The 22,796-nt window shown below is 60.1% G+C and carries 20 protein-coding genes and 1 tRNA gene; 12 read left to right on the forward strand and 9 right to left on the reverse strand.

Translation table 11 applies throughout. From position 1 onward, the window contains the following. Positions 1-14: 14 nt before the first annotated feature. The 11 genes from NF676_RS24685 to NF676_RS24735 all read left to right on the forward strand — a co-directional run bounded on the left by NF676_RS24685 (position 15) and on the right by NF676_RS24735 (position 11,189). A tRNA-Ile gene (locus NF676_RS24685) sits at positions 15-91 on the forward strand. 179 nt (positions 92-270) lie between these two features. Next, complete coding sequence (locus tag NF676_RS24690) at positions 271-732, forward strand: Lrp/AsnC family transcriptional regulator (protein WP_095181405.1); 462 nt, start codon at positions 271-273, stop codon at positions 730-732. Between the two features lie 223 nt (positions 733-955). Further along, positions 956-2,638, forward strand: coding sequence for a flavin monoamine oxidase family protein (locus tag NF676_RS24695; protein WP_024014552.1), 1,683 nt, complete (start codon positions 956-958; stop codon positions 2,636-2,638). A gap of 12 nt (positions 2,639-2,650) precedes the next feature. Beyond that, a complete protein-coding gene (locus NF676_RS24700; protein WP_095181404.1) occupies positions 2,651-3,445 on the forward strand; it encodes a carbon-nitrogen hydrolase family protein in 795 nt (264 codons plus the stop codon). 38 nt (positions 3,446-3,483) lie between these two features. Further along, positions 3,484-5,895 (forward strand): pyrroloquinoline quinone biosynthesis protein PqqF, encoded by a 2,412-nt coding sequence (gene pqqF, locus NF676_RS24705; protein ID WP_252886892.1) that lies wholly within the window; start codon positions 3,484-3,486, stop codon positions 5,893-5,895. 156 nt (positions 5,896-6,051) lie between these two features. Continuing rightward, the gene (pqqA, locus tag NF676_RS24710) at positions 6,052-6,126 is read left to right on the forward strand and encodes a pyrroloquinoline quinone precursor peptide PqqA (protein WP_003444522.1); all 75 of its coding nucleotides are present in this window, start codon (positions 6,052-6,054) and stop codon (positions 6,124-6,126) included. Between the two features lie 81 nt (positions 6,127-6,207). Beyond that, positions 6,208-7,119: a pyrroloquinoline quinone biosynthesis protein PqqB gene (pqqB, locus tag NF676_RS24715; RefSeq protein ID WP_150743541.1), complete on the forward strand. Its 912-nt coding sequence runs from the start codon at positions 6,208-6,210 to the stop codon at positions 7,117-7,119. A 136-nt stretch (positions 7,120-7,255) separates the two neighbouring features. Beyond that, complete coding sequence (gene pqqC, locus NF676_RS24720; protein ID WP_039757691.1) at positions 7,256-8,008, forward strand: pyrroloquinoline-quinone synthase PqqC; 753 nt, start codon at positions 7,256-7,258, stop codon at positions 8,006-8,008. Then, a complete protein-coding gene (gene pqqD, locus NF676_RS24725; protein ID WP_252884920.1) occupies positions 8,005-8,280 on the forward strand; it encodes a pyrroloquinoline quinone biosynthesis peptide chaperone PqqD in 276 nt (91 codons plus the stop codon). Before pqqC ends, pqqD begins: the two co-directional genes overlap by 4 nt. Next, positions 8,252-9,424, forward strand: coding sequence for a pyrroloquinoline quinone biosynthesis protein PqqE (gene pqqE, locus NF676_RS24730; RefSeq protein WP_095181401.1), 1,173 nt, complete (start codon positions 8,252-8,254; stop codon positions 9,422-9,424). Before pqqD ends, pqqE begins: the two co-directional genes overlap by 29 nt. Continuing rightward, on the forward strand, positions 9,390-11,189 hold the full coding sequence (locus tag NF676_RS24735; RefSeq protein ID WP_252886893.1) for a S9 family peptidase: 1,800 nt from the start codon (positions 9,390-9,392) through the stop codon (positions 11,187-11,189). Before pqqE ends, NF676_RS24735 begins: the two co-directional genes overlap by 35 nt. Positions 11,190-11,331: 142 nt before the next feature. On the opposite strand, the gene NF676_RS24740 is transcribed toward NF676_RS24735, so the two are convergent. The 4 genes from NF676_RS24740 to NF676_RS24755 all read right to left on the reverse strand — a co-directional run bounded on the left by NF676_RS24740 (position 11,332) and on the right by NF676_RS24755 (position 13,733). Further along, positions 11,332-11,490, reverse strand: coding sequence for a YqaE/Pmp3 family membrane protein (locus NF676_RS24740; protein ID WP_003228885.1), 159 nt, complete (start codon positions 11,488-11,490; stop codon positions 11,332-11,334). Between the two features lie 95 nt (positions 11,491-11,585). Then, positions 11,586-11,906, reverse strand: a complete 321-nt coding sequence (locus NF676_RS24745) for a helix-turn-helix domain-containing protein (RefSeq protein WP_039757682.1) — start codon at positions 11,904-11,906, stop codon at positions 11,586-11,588. After that, positions 11,899-12,255 carry a type II toxin-antitoxin system RelE/ParE family toxin gene (locus tag NF676_RS24750; RefSeq protein WP_056786636.1) on the reverse strand — a complete coding sequence of 119 codons (357 nt, stop codon included), beginning with the start codon at positions 12,253-12,255 and terminating at the stop codon, positions 11,899-11,901. Before NF676_RS24750 ends, NF676_RS24745 begins: the two co-directional genes overlap by 8 nt. A 251-nt stretch (positions 12,256-12,506) precedes the next feature. Next, complete coding sequence (locus tag NF676_RS24755; protein ID WP_252886894.1) at positions 12,507-13,733, reverse strand: aspartate aminotransferase family protein; 1,227 nt, start codon at positions 13,731-13,733, stop codon at positions 12,507-12,509. A gap of 169 nt (positions 13,734-13,902) precedes the next feature. Here NF676_RS24755 and NF676_RS24760 point away from each other — a divergent pair, with 169 nt between their 5' ends. Beyond that, positions 13,903-14,817 (forward strand): LysR family transcriptional regulator, encoded by a 915-nt coding sequence (locus NF676_RS24760; RefSeq protein WP_056786630.1) that lies wholly within the window; start codon positions 13,903-13,905, stop codon positions 14,815-14,817. A 228-nt stretch (positions 14,818-15,045) separates the two neighbouring features. Here the strand turns inward: NF676_RS24760 and NF676_RS24765 are convergent, their stop codons facing one another. From NF676_RS24765 to NF676_RS24785, 5 genes are all read right to left on the reverse strand, one after another. Continuing rightward, entirely contained in the window at positions 15,046-16,824 is a 1,779-nt protein-coding gene (locus tag NF676_RS24765) for an acyl-CoA dehydrogenase C-terminal domain-containing protein (protein ID WP_252886895.1), read from the reverse strand. Positions 16,825-16,979: 155 nt separating this feature from the next. Continuing rightward, on the reverse strand, positions 16,980-18,776 hold the full coding sequence (locus NF676_RS24770; protein ID WP_150636813.1) for an acyl-CoA dehydrogenase C-terminal domain-containing protein: 1,797 nt from the start codon (positions 18,774-18,776) through the stop codon (positions 16,980-16,982). Positions 18,777-18,866: 90 nt separating this feature from the next. Beyond that, a complete protein-coding gene (locus tag NF676_RS24775; RefSeq protein WP_039757672.1) occupies positions 18,867-20,156 on the reverse strand; it encodes a GGDEF domain-containing protein in 1,290 nt (429 codons plus the stop codon). A 191-nt stretch (positions 20,157-20,347) separates the two neighbouring features. Further along, positions 20,348-22,153 carry a phenylacyl-CoA dehydrogenase gene (locus tag NF676_RS24780; RefSeq protein WP_024014564.1) on the reverse strand — a complete coding sequence of 602 codons (1,806 nt, stop codon included), beginning with the start codon at positions 22,151-22,153 and terminating at the stop codon, positions 20,348-20,350. A gap of 274 nt (positions 22,154-22,427) precedes the next feature. Further along, complete coding sequence (locus NF676_RS24785; RefSeq protein ID WP_071173831.1) at positions 22,428-22,724, reverse strand: pyrroloquinoline quinone biosynthesis protein PqqE; 297 nt, start codon at positions 22,722-22,724, stop codon at positions 22,428-22,430. Positions 22,725-22,796: the final 72 nt, after the last annotated feature.

Below are 22,796 nucleotides of genomic sequence, written 5' to 3' on the forward strand. Positions count from 1 at the left end.
CCGCGGCCTACTGAGGGCCTATAGCTCAGTTGGTTAGAGCAGAGGACTCATAATCCTTTGGTCCACGGTTCGAGTCCGTGTGGGCCCACCAAATTGAAAAGCCGCGCTTGATGCGCGGCTTTTTTGTGGGCGAGTGGTTGGGTTTCGTCTTGGCGGGCGCAACGTTCTGGAACTGCGCAAGAAAATCCGTTTGAGAGAACGCAGAAAGCCCCAACGCGATTGTCCCTGTACCATCCTTAACCTGATTGTCCCATGCCACCGGAGTCCCCCTTGCCAGACACCCGCCAACCCATGCTCGACGAAATCGACCGCCAGCTAATCGCCGCGCTGCAAATCAACGCCCGCGAAAGCGTGGCCATGCTCGCCCGTCAGCTAGGCATTGCTCGCACGACGGTGACGTCGCGCCTGGCCCGGCTGGAAAAGGCCAGAGTGATCACCGGTTATGGCGTGCGTCTTGGTCAGCGTGTGGTCGATGGTGGCTTGCAGGCGTACGTCGGGATCAAGGTGCAGCCGCGTTCCGGCAAGGACGTGCTGCGGCGCTTGAGTGCGATGGCGCAGGTGCAGCAGTTGTGCGCAGTGAGTGGCGAGTTTGATTATGTGGCGTGGTTGCGCACCGACTCGCCGGAGCAGCTCGATCAGTTGCTGGATCAGATTGGCAGCGTCGATGGGGTGGAGAAGACCACGACGTCGATCATTCTGAGCAGCAAGATTGATCGGGGGCAGCCGGTTTAAGATTTTGATCGAGCTTCTCGGGTGAATTTCAGAGCCTCTTCGCGAGCAGGCTCGCTCCCACATTTTGGTCGGTATGCAGCCTGCAATCGTCAGTCTGCACAACAATCAGGCAAAACGACGACACATTGCGCCTTATTAACGCGCTCCACGCTCCCTAGAATGGCTGACATCTTTTCCTATACTCAGACGCGAACCCTGCGTCGGGTCGCCAACAAGGTCAGCCATGAACAAGAACAACCGCCATCCTGCAGACGGAAAAAAACCTGTCACCATTTTCGGTCCGGACTTTCCGTTCGCGTTTGACGACTGGATCGAGCATCCCGCCGGGCTGGGGAGCATTCCTGAGCAGCACCATGGCGCTGAGGTGGCGATTGTCGGGGCGGGCATTGCCGGTCTGGTGGCTGCGTATGAACTGATGAAACTCGGTTTGAAGCCAGTGGTGTACGAGGCGTCGAAACTCGGCGGTCGTCTGCGCTCGCAAGCCTTCAACGGTACCGACGCCATCGTCGCCGAGCTTGGCGGCATGCGCTTTCCAGTGTCCTCCACGGCGTTCTATCACTACGTGGACAAGCTCGGCCTCGAAACCAAGCCTTTCCCCAACCCGCTGACCGGTGCTTCGGGCAGTACCGTGATCGATCTGGAAGGCGAAACCTATTACGCCGAAAGCCTGAAGGATCTTCCTGCATTGTTCCAGGAAGTCGCTGACGCCTGGGCAGATGCGCTGGAAGCCGGTTCGCAGTTCTCCGATATCCAGCAAGCCATTCGCGATCGCGATGTGCCGCGCCTGAAAGAGCTGTGGAACAAGCTGGTGCCGCTGTGGGACGACCGGACCTTTTATGACTTCGTCGCCACCTCGAAAGCCTTTGCCAAATTGTCGTTCCAGCATCGCGAAGTGTTCGGGCAGGTCGGTTTCGGCACCGGCGGCTGGGATTCGGACTTCCCCAATTCGATGCTGGAAATCTTCCGCGTGGTGATGACCAATTGCGACGATCACCAACACCTGGTGGTCGGTGGCGTCGAGCAGGTGCCACAGGGCATTTGGCGCCATGTGCCGGAGCGCTGTGTGCACTGGCCGGCCGGCACCAGCCTGAAATCCCTGCACCGTGGCGCGCCGCGTTCCGGCGTGAAGAAAATTGCTCACGCACCGGAGGGCCGTTTCGCCGTTACCGACAACAACGGTGACACCCGCGAATACGCCGCCGTCCTGACAACCTGCCAGAGCTGGCTGCTGACCACTCAGATCGAATGCGATGAAACCCTGTTCTCGCAGAAGATGTGGATGGCCCTCGACCGCACGCGCTACATGCAGTCGTCGAAAACCTTCGTGATGGTCGACCGGCCATTCTGGAAAGACAAGGATCCGGAGACCGGCCGCGACGTGATGAGCATGACCCTCACCGATCGCCTGACCCGTGGCACCTATCTGTTCGACAACGGCGACGACAAGCCGGGGGTGATCTGCCTGTCGTACTCGTGGATGAGCGACGCGTTGAAAATGCTCCCGCATCCGGTGGAAAAACGTGTTGAGCTGGCGTTGAACGCGCTGAAAAAGATCTACCCGAAAGTAGACATTGCCGCGCGGATCATCGGCGACCCGATCACCGTGTCGTGGGAAGCCGATCCGTATTTCCTCGGTGCCTTCAAAGGCGCCCTGCCCGGCCATTACCGCTACAACCAGCGCATGTACGCGCACTTCATGCAGGACGACATGCCGGCCGAGCAGCGCGGGATTTTCATCGCCGGCGACGACGTGTCATGGACACCGGCGTGGGTCGAAGGCGCAGTGCAGACTTCGCTCAACGCGGTGTGGGGCATCATGAAACATTTCGGCGGATCCACACATAAAGAGAACCCCGGCCCGGGTGATGTGTTCAAAGACATCGGCCCTATCGCCCTGCCCGAGTAAGAGGATTCCCCGATGCGCGTAGCCGTTTACCAATGTCCACCGCTGCCACTGGACCCCGCCGCCAACCTGCATCGCCTGCATCAAGTAGCGATGGAGGCCAAAGGCGCCGATCTGCTGGTGCTGCCGGAGATGTTCATGACCGGCTACAACATCGGCGCCGAAGCGGTCAGCACGCTGGCCGAGGTCTATAACGGTGAATGGGCGCAGCAGATCGGCCGGATTGCCAAGGCTGCGGGTCTGGCGATCGTCTACGGCTACCCGGAGCGCACCGCCGACGGGCAGATCTACAACGCCGTGCAACTGATCGACGCCCACGGCGAGCGCCTGTGCAACTATCGAAAGTCGCATCTGTTCGGCGACCTCGATCGGTCGATGTTCAGCTCCGGCGAAGCGGAGTTGCCGGTGGTTGAGCTGAACGGCTGGAAGCTCGGCTTCCTGATCTGCTACGACCTGGAGTTTCCGGAAAACGCGCGGCGCCTGGCCTTGGCCGGCGCCGAGCTGATCGTGGTGCCGACGGCCAACATGATTCCGTTCGATTTCGTTGCCGATGTCACCGTGCGTGCCCGCGCCTTCGAAAACCAGTGCTACGTGGCTTACGCCAATTACTGCGGACATGAAGGCGATATCCAGTATTGCGGGCAAAGCAGCATTGCCGCGCCGGACGGCAGCCGCATCGCTCTGGCAGGTCTGGACGAGGCGTTGATCGTCGGCGAACTGGACCGACAACTGATGAACGATTCACGCCAGGCCAATCGCTATCTCAGCGATCGCCGCCCGGAGCTTTACGGCGCGCTCAACCGCCGCTAATCCGCTAGCATGGGCACTTCACTGTTCTGGAAGTGCCCATGCCCGCGCCGACTCATCCCCGCCCCCACTCTGAAACCCTGGCCAACGGCCTGCGCGTGACCCTGCGCCACGTGCCCGGTCTCAAGCGCAGCGCTGCCGCGTTGCGCGTGGCGGCCGGCAGCCATGACGTGCCATTGGCATGGCCGGGGCTGGCGCATTTTCTCGAGCATTTGCTGTTTCTCGGCACCGAGCGTTTTCCCACAGACGAAGGGCTGATGGCCTACGTGCAACGTCACGGCGGCCAAGTGAATGCCAGCACCCGTGAGCGCACCACGGATTTTTTCTTCGAGTTGCCTGTGTCGTCCTTCAGCGGGGGGCTCGAGCGTCTGTCAGACATGCTCGCCCGGCCACGGATGAATCGGGACGATCAACTGCGTGAACGGGAAGTGCTGCAGGCGGAGTTTGTCGCCTGGTCGCAGGATCCGACAGCGCAACAGCAGTTTGCCTTGTATGAAGGTTTACCAGCGGAGCACCCGCTGCGTGGGTTTCATGCGGGTAATCGGGACAGCTTGCAGGTCGAATCGCCTGGGTTTCAGTCGGCGCTGAAAGATCTCCATCAGCGCTTTTATCGAACCGGGCAAATGAGCCTGAGTCTGGTCGGGCCACAAAGTATCGATGAGCTTCGGGAGCTGGCGCAGCAATTCGCAGCGGTGTTGCCGATTGGGGATAAAGTTGCCCAGGCCGCACCGCCACCGTTGGCAGTGAACAGTTATCAACAGGTCGGCGCTCACGCGAACCTGTTATTCGCTTTCGACGCGTTGCCCGAGTCATCCGCCGAGGCGATGGCTTTTCTCTGTCATTGGTTGAATAGCGCAAAACCTGGTGGATTGCTCGCATACCTGCATCAACAGAATCTGGCTGACAGCCTGAAAGCCACGCCGCTCTACCAGTTCGCCGGCCAAGCGCTGCTGCATCTTCAATTCAATGCTGGCGGCGACCGCCTGGATACCATTCGCGAACACCTGCTGGACTGGCTGAGCTTCTTCGCCCAGCAGGACTGGACGCCGTTGCGCGAGGAATACGCCGCCCTGCTTCAGCGCCAGCAGCACGTCAGCGGCGCGTTGCAACTGGCGCGCTTAGACATTGAGCAGCAAGCATTCGGCCTGTCCGAATCCGGCGCTGCCGCACTTGAGCACATCCTCCGCGAAATCGCTGTTGTGGATAACTTCAGCGATCATTGGCACCTGCCCGCCGCCAACCCTTTCCTGCGCGCCAGTGAACCGCTGGCCAACGCCGGACTGATTCGCGGCCAGACCAGCGCCCACCGTGGCCTGCGCACCTTCGCCCAGGATCGCTCGCGCAGTCGTCGCGAGCGATCGCCGATGCAGTTCAGCCAGGCCCTGCCGGACAACAGCGATGAGGGCGCGATTTACCTGCGCTGGCAGGTCGCGACCGCGGCCAGCGCCGATCTGCGCGCAAGATTGCAGCGCAGTCTGCGCCAGACCCGACAGGATGCGTCCGAAGCCGGGGTGGACTTGTCTTTCAGCGCCGCAGGTAACCAATGCCTGCTGAAAATGAGCGGATTACAGGAACCGATGCCCAGCGTCCTCGAGCATGCGCTGAAATGTCTGACGATGATCGGCGCCGATTCGCCGCGCGACGAGGTGCAGATACCGTCGATGCCGATCCGCCAACTACTCGAAGCGTTGCCAGAGAAATCCCTGCCCACGATTGAAACCAGCGATGACGCCAATCAGCTGTGGACAACTTCGCGCTGGGACGGCCTCGCTCTAGGCCTTAATCAACAAACCCAATCAGCCTTGGGCCTGGCGCTGAGCCGCATTCCCGGCACACCGGACAATCAACTACCGGTGACACCGATCACCCAAGGCCAGTACCACTGGAGCCAGATCAACACGGCCTCCAGCGAACACGCCTTGCTGCTGATCTGCCCGACAGCCAGCCGCAACTTCGCTGATGAAGCAGCGTGGCGCCTTCTGGCTCAGTTGTGCCAGACGCCTTTCTATCAGCGCCTGCGCGTCGAGCTGCAATTGGGGTACGCCGTGTTCAGCGCGCTGCGCCAGTTGCACGGCATGACCGCGATTGTCTTTGGCGTGCAATCGCCGACGAACCCGGCGGGCAAGTTGCTCGAATACATTCAGGAGTTCTTCAACAGCATTCCCGCGTTGATCGAAACGCTCGATGAAGCAAGCCTCGAGCAACAGCGTCAAAGCCTCGCCGATCAATTCGACGACACCACACTGTCCACCAAGGATGCCGCCGAACTCCTCTGGCAAGGCAAGCCTGTCGGCCATTCGTCGGATTACCGGGAGCAGTTGGTCACGGCGATCCGGCAACTCGATCGCCAGGCTTTGCTGGCCGCTGCGCAGCGCCTGATCAATGCCGAGGGTGGCTGGCATTGCCTGGCCAATGAATCGATGCCGGGCACACCGTGGCAAGCGGCAAACTGATCATTACCGAGGCTGCAAGGAGCTTTCTCAAAGATTCACGGGTCACGGCGTTGAAATTTTGAGTAACATAGCCGCCTAACTAATTGGAACATCACCGCGCTGCCGTGGACTATAACTATGGATAGCGCTATCCCAACCCTCAGAAGGAGACATCTCATGGCCTGGACCAAACCTGCTTACACCGACCTGCGTATCGGCTTCGAAGTCACCATGTACTTCGCCAGCCGCTGAGTTCTGCCTACGCAGAATCGCAGTGCAACGCCTCGGCTCGCCGAGGCGTTTTATTTTCCGCGTTGAAATGATGGAGCGTTCATGTTCGTCCAGATTCTGGGTTCGGCCGCCGGTGGCGGTTTTCCGCAGTGGAACTGCAACTGCGTCAACTGCGCAGGCTTTCGCGACGGCAGCCTGAATGCCAAGGCCCGCACCCAATCGTCCATCGCCATTTCCGATGACGGCGTGAACTGGGTGCTGTGCAATGCCTCGCCGGACATCCGCGCGCAACTGCAAAGCTTCGCCCCGATGCAACCGGGCCGGGCGCTGCGCGACACCGGCATCAGCGCGATCATCCTGATGGACAGCCAGATCGACCACACCACCGGCCTGCTCAGTCTGCGCGAAGGCTGCCCGCATCAGGTGTGGTGCACGGACATGGTTCACGAAGACCTGAGCACCGGTTTTCCCCTGTTCAAGATGCTCACCCACTGGAACGGCGGGCTGGACTGGAACCGTATCGAGCTCGACCAGAGCTTCACCGTAGCCGCCTGCCCGAATCTGCGTTTCACCCCGTTGCCGTTGCGCAGCGCCGCGCCGCCGTATTCGCCGCACCGTTTCGATCCGCATCCGGGCGACAACATCGGTTTGATCGTTGAAGACCTCAACACTGGCGGCAAGCTGTTCTACGCGCCGGGACTGGGCAAGGTCGATGCGCCGTTGCTGGAAATCATGGCGGGCAGCGATTGCCTGCTGGTCGACGGCACGCTGTGGGATGACGATGAAATGCAGCGCCGTGGCGTCGGCACCCGCACCGGTCGCGAGATGGGCCATCTGGCACAGAACGGCGCCGGCGGCATGCTCGAAGTGCTGGAGCAGTTGCCCGAGCAACGCAAGGTGCTTATCCACATCAACAACACCAACCCGATCCTCGACGAGGATTCGCCGGAGCGTGCCGAGCTGGCGCGGCGTAATGTTGAAGTGGCGTTCGACGGCATGAGTATCGTGTTGTAGCGACCGGCCACTTCGCGAGCAAGCTCGCTCCCACATTGGCTCTGTGGCGTACACAAAACCTGTGGGAGCTGGCTTGCCAGCGATGACGTCCTGACAGACACCACAGAATCCAACGGTTGTTCCCCGGAGAACCGCAATGACCGACACCCCGCTGTCCCCCGCCGAATTCGAAGCGGCCCTGCGCGCCAAGGGCGCCTACTACCACATCTACCACCCTTACCACGTGGCGATGTACGAAGGCCGTGCGACCCGCGAGCAGATTCAGGGCTGGGTCGCCAACCGCTTCTACTATCAGGTGAACATTCCCCTGAAGGACGCAGCGATCCTCGCCAATTGCCCGGATCGGGAAATCCGCCGCGAGTGGATTCAGCGCTTGCTCGACCACGACGGCGCACCCGGGGAAGATGGCGGCATCGAAGCCTGGCTGCGTCTGGGCCAGGCTGTTGGCCTCGATCCGGACCAATTGCGCTCCCAGGAACTGGTGCTGCCCGGCGTGCGTTTCGCCGTCGATGCCTACGTCAACTTCGCCCGTCGCGCCAGTTGGCAGGAGGCCGCCAGCAGCTCGCTGACCGAACTGTTCGCGCCGCAGATCCACCAGTCGCGTCTGGACAGTTGGCCGCAGCATTACCCATGGATCGACCCGGCCGGTTATGAATATTTCCGCACCCGCCTCGGTCAGGCGCGGCGTGACGTCGAGCATGGGCTGGCAATCACCCTTGAGCATTACAAGACCCGCGAAGGCCAGGAGCGCATGCTGGAAATTCTCCAGTTCAAACTGGACATTCTTTGGAGCATGCTCGATGCCATGAGCATGGCCTACGAACTGAACCGTCCGCCGTATCACAGCGTGACCGAACAACGGGTCTGGCATAAAGGAATCATCTTATGAGTTTCGACCGCAGCAAAGTGCCGAGCTGGCGCCCGGGCTATCGCTTCCAATACGAGCCGGCGCAAAAAGGCCACGTGTTGCTGTACCCGGAAGGCATGATCAAGCTCAACGAAACAGCCGCGCTGATCGGCGGCTTGATTGACGGTGAGCGCGATGTCGCGGCGATCATTGCCAGACTCGAAGAGCAGTTCCCCGGCGTGCCCGAGCTTGGTGACGACATCGAGCAATTCATGGAGGTTGCCCGTGCGCAGCACTGGATCGAACTTGCCTGATTCGTCCGTGCAAGTCCCGCCAAAACCTGAAGTCGGCCTGCCGCTGTGGCTGCTCGCCGAGCTGACCTACCGTTGCCCGTTGCAATGCCCGTATTGCTCGAACCCACTGGATTTCGCCGAGCAGGGCAAAGAGCTGACCACCGAGCAATGGATCAAGGTGTTCCGCGAAGCGCGGGAGATGGGCGCGGCGCAATTGGGCTTTTCCGGGGGCGAACCGTTGGTGCGTCAGGACTTGGCCGAACTGATCCATGAAGCGCGGCAGCTGGGTTTCTACACCAACCTGATCACCTCCGGCATTGGCCTGACCGAGCAGAAAATCAGCGACTTCAAAAAGGCCGGGCTCGATCACATCCAGATCAGTTTTCAGGCCAGCGACGAGCAAGTGAACAACCTGCTCGCCGGTTCGAAAAAGGCCTTTGCGCAAAAGCTGGAAATGGCTCGCGCAGTCAAGGCCCACGGCTATCCGATGGTGCTGAACTTCGTCACCCATCGGCACAACATCGACAAGATCGACCGCATTATCGAACTGTGCATTGCGCTGGAGGCCGACTTCGTCGAACTCGCCACTTGCCAGTTCTACGGCTGGGCGCAGCTCAACCGTGTTGGCCTGCTGCCGACCAAGGAGCAACTGGTGCGCGCCGAACGCATCACCAACGAATACCGGGCCAGGCTGGAGGCCGAAGGGCATCCGTGCAAGCTGATTTTCGTCACTCCGGACTATTACGAAGAACGCCCGAAAGCCTGCATGAACGGCTGGGGCAGCATCTTCCTGACCGTCACCCCGGACGGCACCGCCCTGCCCTGCCATGGTGCCCGCCAGATGCCGGTGCAGTTTCCCAACGTGCGCGATCACAGCATGCAACACATCTGGTATGACTCGTTCGGCTTCAACCGTTTTCGCGGCTACGACTGGATGCCCGAGCCGTGCCGCTCTTGCGACGAGAAAGAAAAAGACTTCGGCGGCTGCCGCTGCCAGGCGTTCATGCTCACCGGCGACGCCAGTAACGCCGACCCGGTGTGCAGCAAGTCCGAACATCACGGCGTGATCCTCAAGGCCCGCGAAGAAGCCGAGACCGCCACTCAAACCATCGAACAATTGGCCTTTCGCAATGAACGAAACTCACGCCTCATCGCCAAGGGCTGAGCCTTTCAGCGCAGCCCAAGCCGTCGCCGCCGGAACCGACTTCGCCGAACTGCAGCTCGGCGCCCATGGCGTGTTCTGGAATGAATACCGCCCCGAGGATGCCGCATGCCGGATCTGGCATTGGCGCGATGGCGTAGCGAAACGTCTTACGCCGGACGGCTTCAGCGTGCGTAGCCGCGTGTACGAATATGGCGGTGGTGCGTTTTGTCTGACGCCTGACGGGGTGGTTTTCGTCAATGAAGCGGATCAGCAGTTGTATCGGCAAGCGCTGGGTGGCGAGCCGGTCGCGCTGACGTCGACTGACTGCCGCTACGGCGATCTGCAATTCGCCGCTGGCCGGGTATTGGCGGTTGAAGAGCAGCAGGATCGGCATCGCCTGGTGGCAATTGATCTGGCGACCGGTACGCGACAGGTGCTGGCCGAGGGTGCGGATTTTTATGCGTCACCAACGCTCAGCCCCGATGGCCAGCGGCTGGCGTGGATCGAGTGGAGTCGCCCGCATCAGCCGTGGACCTCGACGCGCTTGATGGTCGCGCAAGGCGATTTTTCTGCGCCTCGCTGTGTTGCCGGTGAGCAGATCGAGGAGTCGATCCAGCAGCCGCGATTCGACGCTGATGGGCGGCTCTGTTGCCTGACGGACCGTGGCGGCTACTGGCAGCCGTGGGGCGAAACGTCCGATGGCTTGCACGCGCTACCGAGTGCCGCGGCCGATCACGCTCCCGCGCCGTGGCAGCTAGGCGGCTGCACGTGGCTGTCTGTCGGTGATCAATTTTTAGCCAGCTGGAGCGAGGATGGTTTCGGTCGCCTGGCCCTTGGAAATGAAGATTTCAGCAGTGACTACAGCCGCTTCCGCCACTTGGCGATGGATCAACAATTCATCTATTGCATCGCTGCATCGCCGACCAGCCCGTCGGCAGTGATCGCCATTGATCGTGTGTCGCATGCCGTGAAAATCCTCGCTGGCGGCGTGGCTCCATTGCCTGCCGAACGCATCAGCCGTCCGCAGACCTTGCGTTATCCGAGCGGCTCCGGCGAGGCGCACGGTTTCTTTTACCCGGCCATGAGCGGTGAAGCGAAACCTCCGCTGGTGGTGTTTATCCACGGCGGCCCGACGTCGGCGTGCTATCCGATACTCGACCCGCGCATCCAGTACTGGACGCAGCGCGGCTTTGCTGTCGCCGACCTCAACTATCGCGGCAGCAGTGGCTATGGTCGCGAATATCGCCAAGCGCTGCATCTGCGCTGGGGCGAGGTGGATGTCGAGGATGCCTGCGCGGTGGTCAGCTATCTCGCTGGCCAAGGTTTGATCGATGGCGACCGCGCGTTCATTCGCGGCGGCAGTGCGGGTGGCTACACAACGCTGTGTGCACTGGCGTTCAGGCAGGTTTTCCGCGCAGGCGCCAGCCTCTACGGCGTCAGCGATCCGGTCGCGCTGGCACGGGCCACGCACAAGTTCGAGGGCGATTATCTGGACTGGCTGATCGGCGATCCCGAGCGAGATGCCGAACGCTATGCCGCCCGCACGCCATTGCTGCACGCCGATAACATTCGCGTGCCGGTGATTTTCTTTCAGGGTGAACTGGACGCGGTGGTCGTGCCGCAACAGACCCGCGACATGGTCGCGGCGCTGGAGCACAACGGCATCCCGGTCGAAGCGCATTACTACCCCGATGAACGCCACGGCTTTCGCCGCGCGGCCAACCAGGCACATGCGCTGGAGCAGGAGTGGACGTTTTATCGGCGAGTGATGGGGCTAACTGACTGAGCCCTCACTTTGAGACTGCGTAGCTCCAATCGCGGGCAAGCCCGCTCCCACAGGTTATTTGGTGTACACAAAAATTGTGATCACTCATAACACTGTGGGAGCGGGCTTGCCCGCGATAGCTATTGATCAGACGCCGCTGTACTCAACGCTTGGCGATGATATAAACCGCATGCACGATCCCTGGAATGTAGCCGCACAGCGTCAGCAGAATGTTCAGCCAGAACGCCCCGCCAAACCCGACCTGCAGAAACACGCCCAGTGGCGGCAACAGAATAGCGATGATGATACGAATGAAATCCATGGGGCAGCTCCTGAATGGGGGTTGGCTCACTTGAGCCATACAAGCTAATCGACACGCGCCGTTCGTCAGGGTTCAGTGCAATAGCTGCGTCAGGCTCAAGCGAGAATTTTCAACCCATGTTTTTGTACGATGCTCAGTAGTTTGAGCGCCATACCGCTGGGATGTTTGTCACCCGATTCCCACTGCTTCACCGTGGATGCACTTGTGTTGAGATAGCGTGCAAATACCGGTTGGCTGACCTTGTTACGCTCGCGTAGCGCCTTGATCTCCTCAGCCGGGATCGCCAAGGGAACCGATGCCAGACAGGAGTCATCGAATTCTCGCATCGTTGCCTTGTTTATTGCGCCGACAGCAAGCAACGCCCCGGCTGATTCGTGTATCGATTCAAAAACTTCACTTTTGAATTTCTTACTCATGACATATCTCCACAAACTCCTTCATCGCCAACAAGTCGCTGATCTGCGCTTCGGTCAGTTGCGCATAGACCTTTGCCAATTTACGTAAATCCTTCAATTCTGTTGGCGTGATATTGCTTTGATCCTGCTTGGCGAAAAGCACTTGGTAGATCCAGTGACGTCCACCTTTTGCCAAAACAATCGAACGGTGACGGTTCGCCTTCAAGCGCTTCTTCCACACGCCTCCGCCAAGATTGTCCGCCTGTCCCTGAAGCATCTGGTGAAACGCCTCTTGCAACTCTTCATCTGTGATCCACGCCCTACTGGCCTGGAGGGCGAAGCGTTTGGTCTTGAACAGCCTCAATGGCATAGGTATCCCTTCCAAAAACATACCACCTAGTGGTACAGATCGCAAAACGGCTTTTTCGGTGATACCGATCAGGCCGTAGCCGCATCCCTTGCTGGCATTCTCTAAAAGACCATCCACGGTACGATCCCTCAAGCTCTAAATCACGTCTGTAAAACCCGGCCACAAAAAAAACGCCCCACGCCAAAAGAATCAGGCGTGGGGCGTGCGTTATACCGCGAGACGGTTCGAGTAATCGGTTGGGGCTGCTCAGCTCACACGGCAATGCCCTTGCGACATTGCACTTGGGCGGTGCGCACTCGCGAGAAGGCGCGGCCCAGGCGCAGGAGCATTTCGTCGATGTTGGCTTTGCTGACAGTGAGGGCCGGGGTGAAGCGCAGGCAGTCAGGCTGCGCGGCGTTCAATATCAGGCCTTCGTGAAGTGCGGCATGGACGACGGCGTCGGCGCATTCCTCGGACAGCGTCAACCCGTAAAACAGGCCTTGGCCGCGCAACTCGCCGTGGCCGTAGCGGTGCGCCAGTCGCGCAAGGCCTTCGCGCAAATGCTGGCCGCTGTCGTTAACCTGCTGGAGAAAGCTGCGGTCATGGATGCTGTCGAGCACTACCAGACCGGCCGCCGTCATTAGTGCATTACCGTGATGAGTGCCGCACAATTCGCCAACGCCGAAACAGCAGGCCGTGCCCCGCGCCAGCAAAGCCGCCAATGGCAAGCCGCCGCCAAGGCCTTTGCCGAGCACGACGATATCGCCGCGAATGCCGTAGGACTGTTCGGCGAGCAAGCTGCCGCAGCGGCCGATGCCAGTCTGCACTTCGTCGAGAATCAGCAGAATGCCCAGTTCACGGCACAGTCGTTCGACCCCTTTGAGGTAATGCTCGGTCGCGGGAATGACCCCGGCATCGCTCTGGATCGGCTCCAGCATGATCGCCACGGTCTGCGCGTCCACCGCCGCATGCAGCGCCGGCAGGTCGTTGAATGGCACTCGATCAATCGTCGCCAGACTGCGGCCATGACAACCCTGCTCAGCCATGATGATCCGCGAGGCGCCGCCGCGATGCAGCTGCCCCCATTTGCGCGCCAGTTTGATCGCCGCCTCACAAGCCTCGCTGCTACTGTTGAGCAGGTACGCCTGATCGCTGGACGTGCTGGCACACAAACGTTCGGCGAGGCTGAGCATGCCGCGATTACGCAGATTGAAGCCTGGATTGATCAGCGCCTGGGCCTGATTGGCGATGGCCTTGACCAGCGCCGTGGGGCTGTGGCCAAGGCTGTTGGCGCCGCCGGCCTGGGAAAAGTCGAGGTAGGCGCGATCGTTGCTGTCCCATAGCCATGAACCCTGGCCGCGAACGAACACTTGTTGCGGCCGATCGACGCTGGGCATCAGGCGTTGGGCATTGAGATGGTCGGTCATAGCGGATGGCCCCGCCTCGAAGCAGAGGTCATCCAGACTCGGCGTCTGGCGCCGCAAACTGAACAGATTCATGCGGAAAAACCTCGCTGGAGGTTTTTTGAACTGCCTATGTAATCACGAACGAAGCAAATGGAATTCGTCACGCTTTCTGGCCCTGCAAGCCTTGTGAATGCGATTAGACTAGGCGCGCAAACGGCTTCAGGCCATTTCGATTTCCCAGCCATTTCGATAAGCGCTACTTATGGATTTCAAACAACTGCGTTATTTCGTCGCGGTCTACGAAGAAGGCCATGTCGGCCGTGCGGCTGAGCGCTTGTCGATCTCGCAACCGGCGCTGTCGCAACAGATCCGTCAGCTGGAGCAGAACCTCGACGTAACCCTGTTCGAACGCAGCAGTAAACGCCTGCTGCCGACCCTCGCTGCGCATACGCTGTACAACCACGCGTTGCCATTGCTCGATGGCTTGCAGCGGGCGCGCGAGGCGTTGGGTAGTTTCAAGGGTCAGGCATTGCGCACACTGGCCATTGGTGTGCTGCAAACGGTGCACACCAGCCTCGTGCCGCAGATGCTCGAGCGTGTGCGCAAGGCGCAGCCGCATCTGGTGGTACAAATCTATGAACTGACCGGGCTGGAAATCGAACGGCGTCTGCTCAATGGTTCCCTGGACATCGGCATCAGCTATCTGCCACCGCGCCAACCCGGTCTGCACGGTGTGTTGCTGTACGAAGATGAACTGACGCTGGTCATCCCGGCGGACCATCCCTTGCGCGAGTTCAAGAAGGTCTCGATGCGCCAGGCTGCTGAGCTGCCCATGTTGCTGCTCGGCGAAGAGTTCCAGATCCGACAGATCTGGCAGGCACAACTGACCAGCCTCGGACGACGCCCGCAGGTGCAGGCCGAGTTGAACACTATGCTGGGGATTCTCGATAGCCTGCCGCACACCAGGCTGGCAACGGTGCTGCCGGGACGTTCGCAAAAGGAATATGACGATGAAGATCTGCTATGGAAACCGCTGAGCGAACCACGGGTGCCGTTGCAAGTTGGCCTAGTGTGCCGTGATGTGCAACGCCAGCAGGCCTCGTTGGCATTGCTGCGGACATTGCTTGAAGAGGTGATCGATCGCGAAACCAAGCAGCCCCTCGATCCGCTCGCCTGAAACTTTTCTTCAGGCAAAAGAAAACCCCGCCGAAGCGGGGCTTTGCAGACTGTTTCCCTGACATCCATTTCACTCCGCCACCCTGGCAGAATCCTACGTGTCCGTGTTGTTTACTTTGCGCTTCCTGCGCGACGTCCATGAAATGTAGATTAGCCGTGGATCCAATATACGGATATGGGAGAACAGCAGCACGTCACGTAAGCAAATGCTTACATGACGTCTACAGGATCAAAACTGTGCCGCATCCAGCAGGAACAGCGACTCGCTACCGGCCTTGACCGACGCGCTCAACGAGTGGATACGCGGCAGCAGACGGGCGAAATAGAAGCGCGCGGTGCCCAGCTTGCTCGCGTAGAAATCCTCCTGCGCTTCCTTGCCCAGCGCGGCTTTGGCCATCAACGCCCACATGTAGGCGTAAGCGGTGTAGCCGAACGCTTGCAAATATTCGACCGAGGCCGCGCCGATTTCGTTCGGATTGTTTTTCGCCCGGTCCAGCAGCCACGCGGTCAACTCGTCGAGGGTGTCGACGGCATCGTTCAACGGCTTGGTGAACTCGCCCAGATCAGCACTGGCGGTTGCGGTGAAATGGCGGATCTCGTCAGCGAACAGCTGGTAGAACGCGCCGCCACTGCCAACGATCTTGCGCCCGACCAGGTCCAGCGCCTGAATACCGTTGGTGCCTTCGTAGATCTGGGTGATGCGCACGTCACGCACCAGTTGCTCCTGGCCCCACTCGCGGATGTAGCCGTGGCCGCCGAAAATCTGCTGGCCGTGGACAGTGGTTTCCAGACCCAGGTCGGTCAGGAAGGCTTTCGCCACCGGCGTCAGCAACGCCACCAGATCTTCCGCGCGCTTGCGGGTGGTCGCGTCTTCACTGAACTTGGCGGTGTCCAGTTGCATCGCTACATACGTGGAGAACGCACGGCCGCCTTCGTTCGAGGCTTTCATGGTCAGCAGCATGCGCCGCACGTCCGGGTGAACAATGATCGGGTCAGCGACTTTGTCCTTGTTCTGCGCACCGGTCGGCGAACGACTCTGCAGACGATCGCGCGCGTATTCAACAGCGTTCTGATAAGAGCGCTCGCCCGTGGCCAGGCCTTGAATACCAACGCCCAGGCGCTCGTAGTTCATCATGGTGAACATCGCCGCCAGGCCTTTGTTCGGCTCGCCGACCAAATAACCCACGGCTTCGTCGAAGTTCATCACGCAGGTCGCCGAGGCCTGAATGCCCATCTTGTGCTCGATCGAGCCACAGTTGACCGGGTTACGCGCACCAAGGCTGCCGTCGGCATTGACCATGAACTTCGGCACCAGAAACAGCGAAATACCTTTTGGACCGGCCGGCGCGTCAGGCAGCTTGGCCAGTACCAGGTGAATGATGTTTTCGGTGAGGTCGTGCTCGCCGCCGGTGATGAAGATCTTGGTGCCGCTGACCTTGTAGGAACCGTCGGCCTGAGGTTCGGCTTTGGTGCGAATGATCCCCAGATCGGTGCCCGCGTGCGGCTCGGTCAGGCACATGGAACCGGCCCAGATGCCGGCGTACATGTTCGGCAGGTACGCAGCTTTCAGTTCTTCGCTGGCATGGGCATTGATCGACAGGCAGGCGCCGGCGGTCAGCATCGGGTACAGACCGAACGCGAGGCTGGCGGAGTTGACCATTTCTTCGACCTGCGCCGACACGGCTTTGGGCATGCCCATGCCGCCGTAGGCCGGATCACCGCCGACGCCGACCCAGCCGCCTTCGGCATAAGTCTGATAAGCCTGTGGGAAACCGGCCGGCGTGGTGACGGCACCGTCCGCCCAATGGCAACCTTCCTCGTCAGCGGCACGGCTCAGTGGCGCGATGCTTTTGCTGGTGACCTTGCCGGCCTCTTCGAGAATCGCTTCAACGGTTTCGGCGTCGACGGTCTCGGCCAGCGCCGGCAGCTCGGCCCAGAGTTTGGCGACTTCGAACACTTCATTGAGGACGAAGCGCATATCGCGCAGCGGCGCTTTGTAGTCAGCCATGGCAAACCTCGCAAGATCTAAACAGGTGGTTCGTGGAATGATATTTTCTGAGCCCGAGTGTACCTCAACAACTTTTGCGACACATAGGGTCAACCGGTGACTGATTTGTTATTTTTAGTCACCGGAAAAAGATCGCCGCGATCTTTCGATCTGCCCTACAAAGCAAACGCCTGCGCCGGCAAATTCATCAAACAATCACTGCCCGCCTCGATCGCTGCCTGATGCGCAGCCGTACGCGGCAACAAACGCTTGAAGTAGAACTCGCACGTCGCCAGTTTGCCCTTGAGGAAATCAGCCTCACCCTCGCCCGCCTCCAACTGTGCCTGCGCAACTAACGCCATGCGCAGCCACAGGTAGCCCAGGATGATGTATCCGCTGTACATCAGGTAATCCACCGATGCGGCGCCGACTTCGTCCGGGTTCTTCATGGCCGCCATGCCGACCTTCATGGTCAGGTCGCCCCACTGTTGGTTGAGCCCGTTGAGTTGCGCGACGAAGCTGCCCAATTGCGCGTGGTCGGCGTTCGCTGCGCAGAACTTGTGGACGATTTTGGTAAAGCCCCGCAGCAGCTTGCCTTGACTGCCCAGCACCTTGCGCCCAAGCAGGTCCAGCGCTTGAATGCCGTTGGTGCCCTCATAGATCGGCGCAATCCGGCAATCGCGCACCATTTGCTCCATGCCCCACTCACGAATGAAGCCGTGGCCGCCGAATACTTGCATGCCGTGATTGGTCACTTCCAGCCCGGTGTCGGTCATGAACGCCTTGCAGATCGGCGTGAGGAACGCCAACAGGTCTTCAGCCTCCTGACGCGCCTCGGCGTCGCTGCTCAGGTGCGCGACGTCGAGCATCTGCGCGGTGAAATAGGTCAGCGCGCGGTTGCCTTCGTTGAAGGCTTTCATGGTCAGCAACATGCGCCGCACATCGGGGTGGACGATGATCGGATCGGCAGGTTTTTCCGGGGCCTTGGCGCCGGTCAGCGCGCGCATCTGCAGGCGGTCGTTGGCGTACTTGATCGCACCCTGAAAACTCGCCTCGCCCAGACACAGACCCTGCATGCCAGTACCAAGCCGCGCGTGGTTCATCATGGTGAACATGCAGTTGAGGCCCTTGTTCGGCTCGCCGATCAGGTAACCCGTGGCGGCATCGAAATTCAGCACGCACGTAGCAGAAGCCTTGATGCCCATCTTGTGCTCGATCGAGCCACAGGAAACGCCGTTGCGCTCACCCGCTTCGCCTGCTGCATCGGGCAGAAACTTGGGCACGATAAACAGGGAAATGCCCTTGGTTCCGGCCGGTGCGTCCGGCAGCTTGGCCAGGACCAGATGGATGATGTTGTCGCTCAGGTCATGCTCACCAGCGGAGATGAAAATCTTGCTGCCGGTGATCGCGTAGCTGCCGTCGGCCCGGGGCACCGCGCGAGTCTTGATGATGCCCAGATCAGTGCCGCAGTGCGCTTCGGTCAGGCACATGGTGCCGGTCCACTGGCCAGCGGTGAGTTTGCTCAGGTAGGTGTCTTTCTGCTCGGCGGTGCCGTGGGCGTGGATCGCCGACATCGCGCCGTGGGTCAGGCCGGGGTACATGCCCCAGGACGTGTTGCTGGAGCCGACCATCTCGCTGATCACCAGCCCCAGCGAACTCGGCAACCCTTGGCCACCGTAAGCCGGATCAGCCGCCAAACCGTGCCAGCCGCCCTCGACATATTGTGCGAAGGCCTGCTTGAAGCCTGTAGGCGTTGTCACCACGCCGTTGTCGAAATGGCAGCCCTCTTCGTCGCCGCTGCGATTGAGCGGGGCCAGCACGTTCTCGCAGAACTTCGCGCCTTCTTCGAGGATCGCGCTGATCATGTCCGGGCTGGCGTCATGCGCGCCGAGAGTGGCGTAGTTGGTATGGAAGTCGAAGACGTGATCGATCAGAAAGCGCATGTCGCGCAGGGGAGCTTTGTACTCGGGCATGGTGGCTTCTCCGTCAGCAGATTTGTTCAACCTACTGCTGGCCACCACGCGCGACAATCACTGTGCAGGCGCTGAATGCGCCGTCATCACTCAACCCGCAGCAGCGTCCATGCGCACCGCGCCACGGCGGTTCTGCCCGAATGCCATGACACAGTTACGCCCCGCGCCCTTGGCGCTGTACAACGCCTGGTCGGCGGACTTGAGCACTTCTTCAGGGGTGCGCTGCTCGACACGTTCGGCGACGCCGATACTCACCGTCACCGACACCGCCGAAGCCCCGGAACCGCTGCGCCGCTGGCGACCTTGCTGATCATCCTGCGGGCGGTTTTCCTGGTTGCGTAACTGAATGCTGTAAGACGCAATCGATTCACGGATCACTTCCAGGTGCGGCATGCACTCCTCAAGGGTCTTGCCTGCGAACACCAAGGCAAATTCCTCACCGCCGTAGCGATACGCCCTACCGCCACCGCTGATTTTCGACAGCTTGCTGGCGACCAGGCGCAGCACCTGGTCACCGACATCGTGGCCATGGGTGTCGTTGAATTTCTTGAAGTGATCGACGTCGCTCATCGCCAGCACATAGTTGCGCCCCAGACGCTGCATGCGCTCGTTGAGCGCACGTCGTCCCGGCAGGCCGGTGAGCTCGTCGCGGAAGGCCATTTGATAGGCCTCATGCGCAACGGCGGCGGCGATCATCAGCATCACCTGGCTGCACATGATGTTCAGGGTGAACGGCAGAATGAAGGTCTTCGGCAGCATCCAGAACACACCGAGCAAGCCAACCAGTTGCGCCGCGTGCAACGGGCGCGGGTTGCGCCAGTATTGCCAGGCCAGAAGCAGGAAGGCCGAAATGAACACCGGATAGGACAACTGGATGAGACTCATCCATGCCCCATGCAGCGCCGGCCAGCGGATCTCCGACAACCACAGCAGCAGCGCCTGTGGGTAACTTTGCTCCAGTCCCAACGCCACGCTGCCAAATGCCAGCAGCACGGCAAAGCGCGCGACCATGTCCTGAAACAGATGGGTACGTTCCTGCCATGCGGCGAATAATCCGAACAACAACGGCAGCAGCAGGCAGACCAGATGAAACACCACCGCAGCGTCTTCGCGGACCTTGCCGTTGTCGCGGTAGAAATCTGTCTGGGTGTCCAGCAGAAAGTAGGCGATGTACACCGTGAGCATCAGAAACAGTTCGCGCTGACGTCGATACACCGCGCAATACGCGCCACCGAGGAGCAGAACCAATGTCGGCAGGACGTTGAACAGCGATGTGAAGAATACGCTGAGGTCTTTGACGTACGCAGCCGCCAGCCCCGCAAGCAACAACAGCAGTGATGGCAGGAAATGGCTGAAACGTACAGCGGAAGAACGCGGCAAGGGTAAGCTCCGACCCGTCATAGCAAAGAGATGGCATTGTGCCTGCAAAGTGCGGCCAAGCCCACACAATGTGATCCAGATCACACACGGTCTCTATAACGGCCGGAAGCTCGACTATCTGAGCGATCCGCCAATAAAAAAACCGCTGCCCCCTAACGGGAGCAGCGGTTTTCGTCAGACTGCGTTAAGGCTTAGTAGCCCAGCGCGAAGTCTTCTTCTTTCATGTCCATCAGATTGCCAGCACCCGACAGCATAGTGGCCACGTGCGTACGGGTACGCGGCAGGATGCGCTGGAAGTAGAAGCGCGCGGTTTGCAGCTTGGCGGTGTAGAACGCCTCGTCGCTGGTACCGGCAGCCAGTTTTTCCGCAGCCAGACGTGCCATGTCCGCCCAGAAGTAGGCCAGGCAGGCATAACCCGAGTACATCAGGTAGTCCACGGAGGCCGCGCCGACTTCTTCGCGATCTTTCATGGCAGCCATACCAACCTTCATGGTCAGCTCGCCCCATTCCTTGTTCAGTGCAGCCAGCGGCGCGACGAATTCCTGGACGGCTTCGTTGCCTTCGTTGGTCTGGCAGAACTTGTGGACGATCTTGGTGAAGCCTTTCAGAGCCTCGCCTTGAGTCATCAGCACTTTGCGGCCGAGCAGGTCGAGGGCCTGGATGCCGGTGGTGCCTTCGTACAGCATCGAAATGCGGCTGTCGCGAACGTTCTGCTCCATGCCCCACTCGGCGATGAAACCGTGGCCGCCGTAGATCTGCACGCCGTGGTTGGCGGCTTCGAAACCGACTTCGGTCATGAACGCTTTGGCGATCGGGGTCATGAACGCCAGCAGTGCGTCGGCCTTCTTCTTCTCTTCTTCATCGACGCCGTATTTGACGATGTCGACCTGCTTCGCAGTGAAGTAGACCATCGCGCGATTGCCTTCGGCGAACGCCTTCATGGTCAACAGCATACGGCGCACGTCCGGGTGGACGATGATCGGGTCAGCGGCCTTGTCCGGTGCTTTCGGGCCAGTCAGCGAGCGCATTTGCAGGCGATCACGAGCGTATTTCAAACCGCCCTGGAAGCCGATTTCGGCGTGAGCCAGACCTTGCAGCGCGGTACCGAGACGGGCGGTGTTCATAAAGGTGAACATGCAGTTCAGACCTTTGTTCGCCGGGCCGATCAGGTAACCGGTGGCGCCGTCGAAGTTCATCACGCAAGTGGCGTTGCCGTGGATGCCCATCTTGTGTTCCAGCGAACCGCAGCTCACTGCGTTGCGCGCGCCAATGGTGCCATCGGCGTTTGGCAGGAACTTTGGAACGATGAACAGCGAGATGCCTTTGGTGCCAGCCGGAGCATCCGGCAGACGCGCCAGTACGATGTGGACGATGTTGTCGGCCATGTCGTGTTCACCGGCCGAGATGAAGATCTTGGTGCCGGAAACTTTGTAGGAACCGTCGGCCTGAGGCTCGGCCTTGGTGCGCAGCATGCCCAGGTCGGTGCCGCAGTGCGGTTCGGTCAGGCACATGGTGCCGGTCCATTCGCCGGAGACCAGTTTGGTCAGATAGGCTTCCTGCTGCTCTGGGGTGCCGTGCTCGGAGATGGTGTTCATCGCACCGTGCGACAGACCTGGGTACATGCCCCAAGACCAGTTGGCTTCGCCGACCATTTCGCTCACCGCCAGACCCAGCGACTCAGGCAGGCCCTGACCGCCGTGCTCGACGTCGTGCGCCAGGCTTGGCCAGCCGCCTTCGACGAATTGCTTGTACGCCTCTTTGAAGCCAGTCGGGGTTTTCACGCCGGACTCGCTCCAGGTGCAGCCTTCGATGTCGCCCACGCGGTTCAGCGGCGCCAGTACCTGCTCACAAAACTTGGCGCCTTCCTCGAGGATGGCGTCAACCATGTCCGGCGTGGCGTCTGCGCACGCTGGCAGGCTCTGATAGTGCGCTTCGTAGCCGAGCAGTTCGTCACGAACGAAGCGAATATCACGCAAGGGGGCCTTGTAGTCAGGCATAGCGATAAACCTCTGCTGATGTAACCGGGAATGAACGACCGTGTTGAGTTGTTGTGACGGTCAAACAGTTGTTTGAAACATACGTTTACGCCGAAATCTTGTCAAGCATCGTTCTTTTGCCGTTCGTCATCACGTTCTCCAAATGCCGGAAACTGGAAATCGCCGCGACTTCACGTAAGCCACGGGCGTTGTAAAAAGATTAGTTGAGCAAGAAGGACTTAAACGAAAAACGCCGCGACAGGGCGCGGCGTTTCGGGGTCTACAACAAATTCGATCAGGCGAAGGTATCGATGATCGTCCCGAGCACTTCGTCGGATGCCTTGGCCACCTTCACACCCAACTCTGCCTGGATCTTGCCCTGCGACAGCTCGACGATATTGCTCGTCAGGTCCGATTCTTGTGCACGATCCACACCGCGCAGGCGATTTACCTGCACTTCGGACGACTGGCTGGTCACCGAACGTTCGATAGTGTTGTTGGCGATCTGGCTGGCGGCCTGATCGACGCGGTTCTGCCCGGACTGAATCGAGCTCAGCCCCGCATAAAAAGCTGTGTTGCCGGAGATTTCCATAGTCACTCTCATCCTTGCAAAGGATCAATGCTCGCCATTGAAGCAGACGCGCCGGCAAAACACCCGTCAAAA

The organism is Pseudomonas siliginis, assembly GCF_024072275.1.
Taxonomy (GTDB): domain Bacteria; phylum Pseudomonadota; class Gammaproteobacteria; order Pseudomonadales; family Pseudomonadaceae; genus Aquipseudomonas; species Aquipseudomonas siliginis.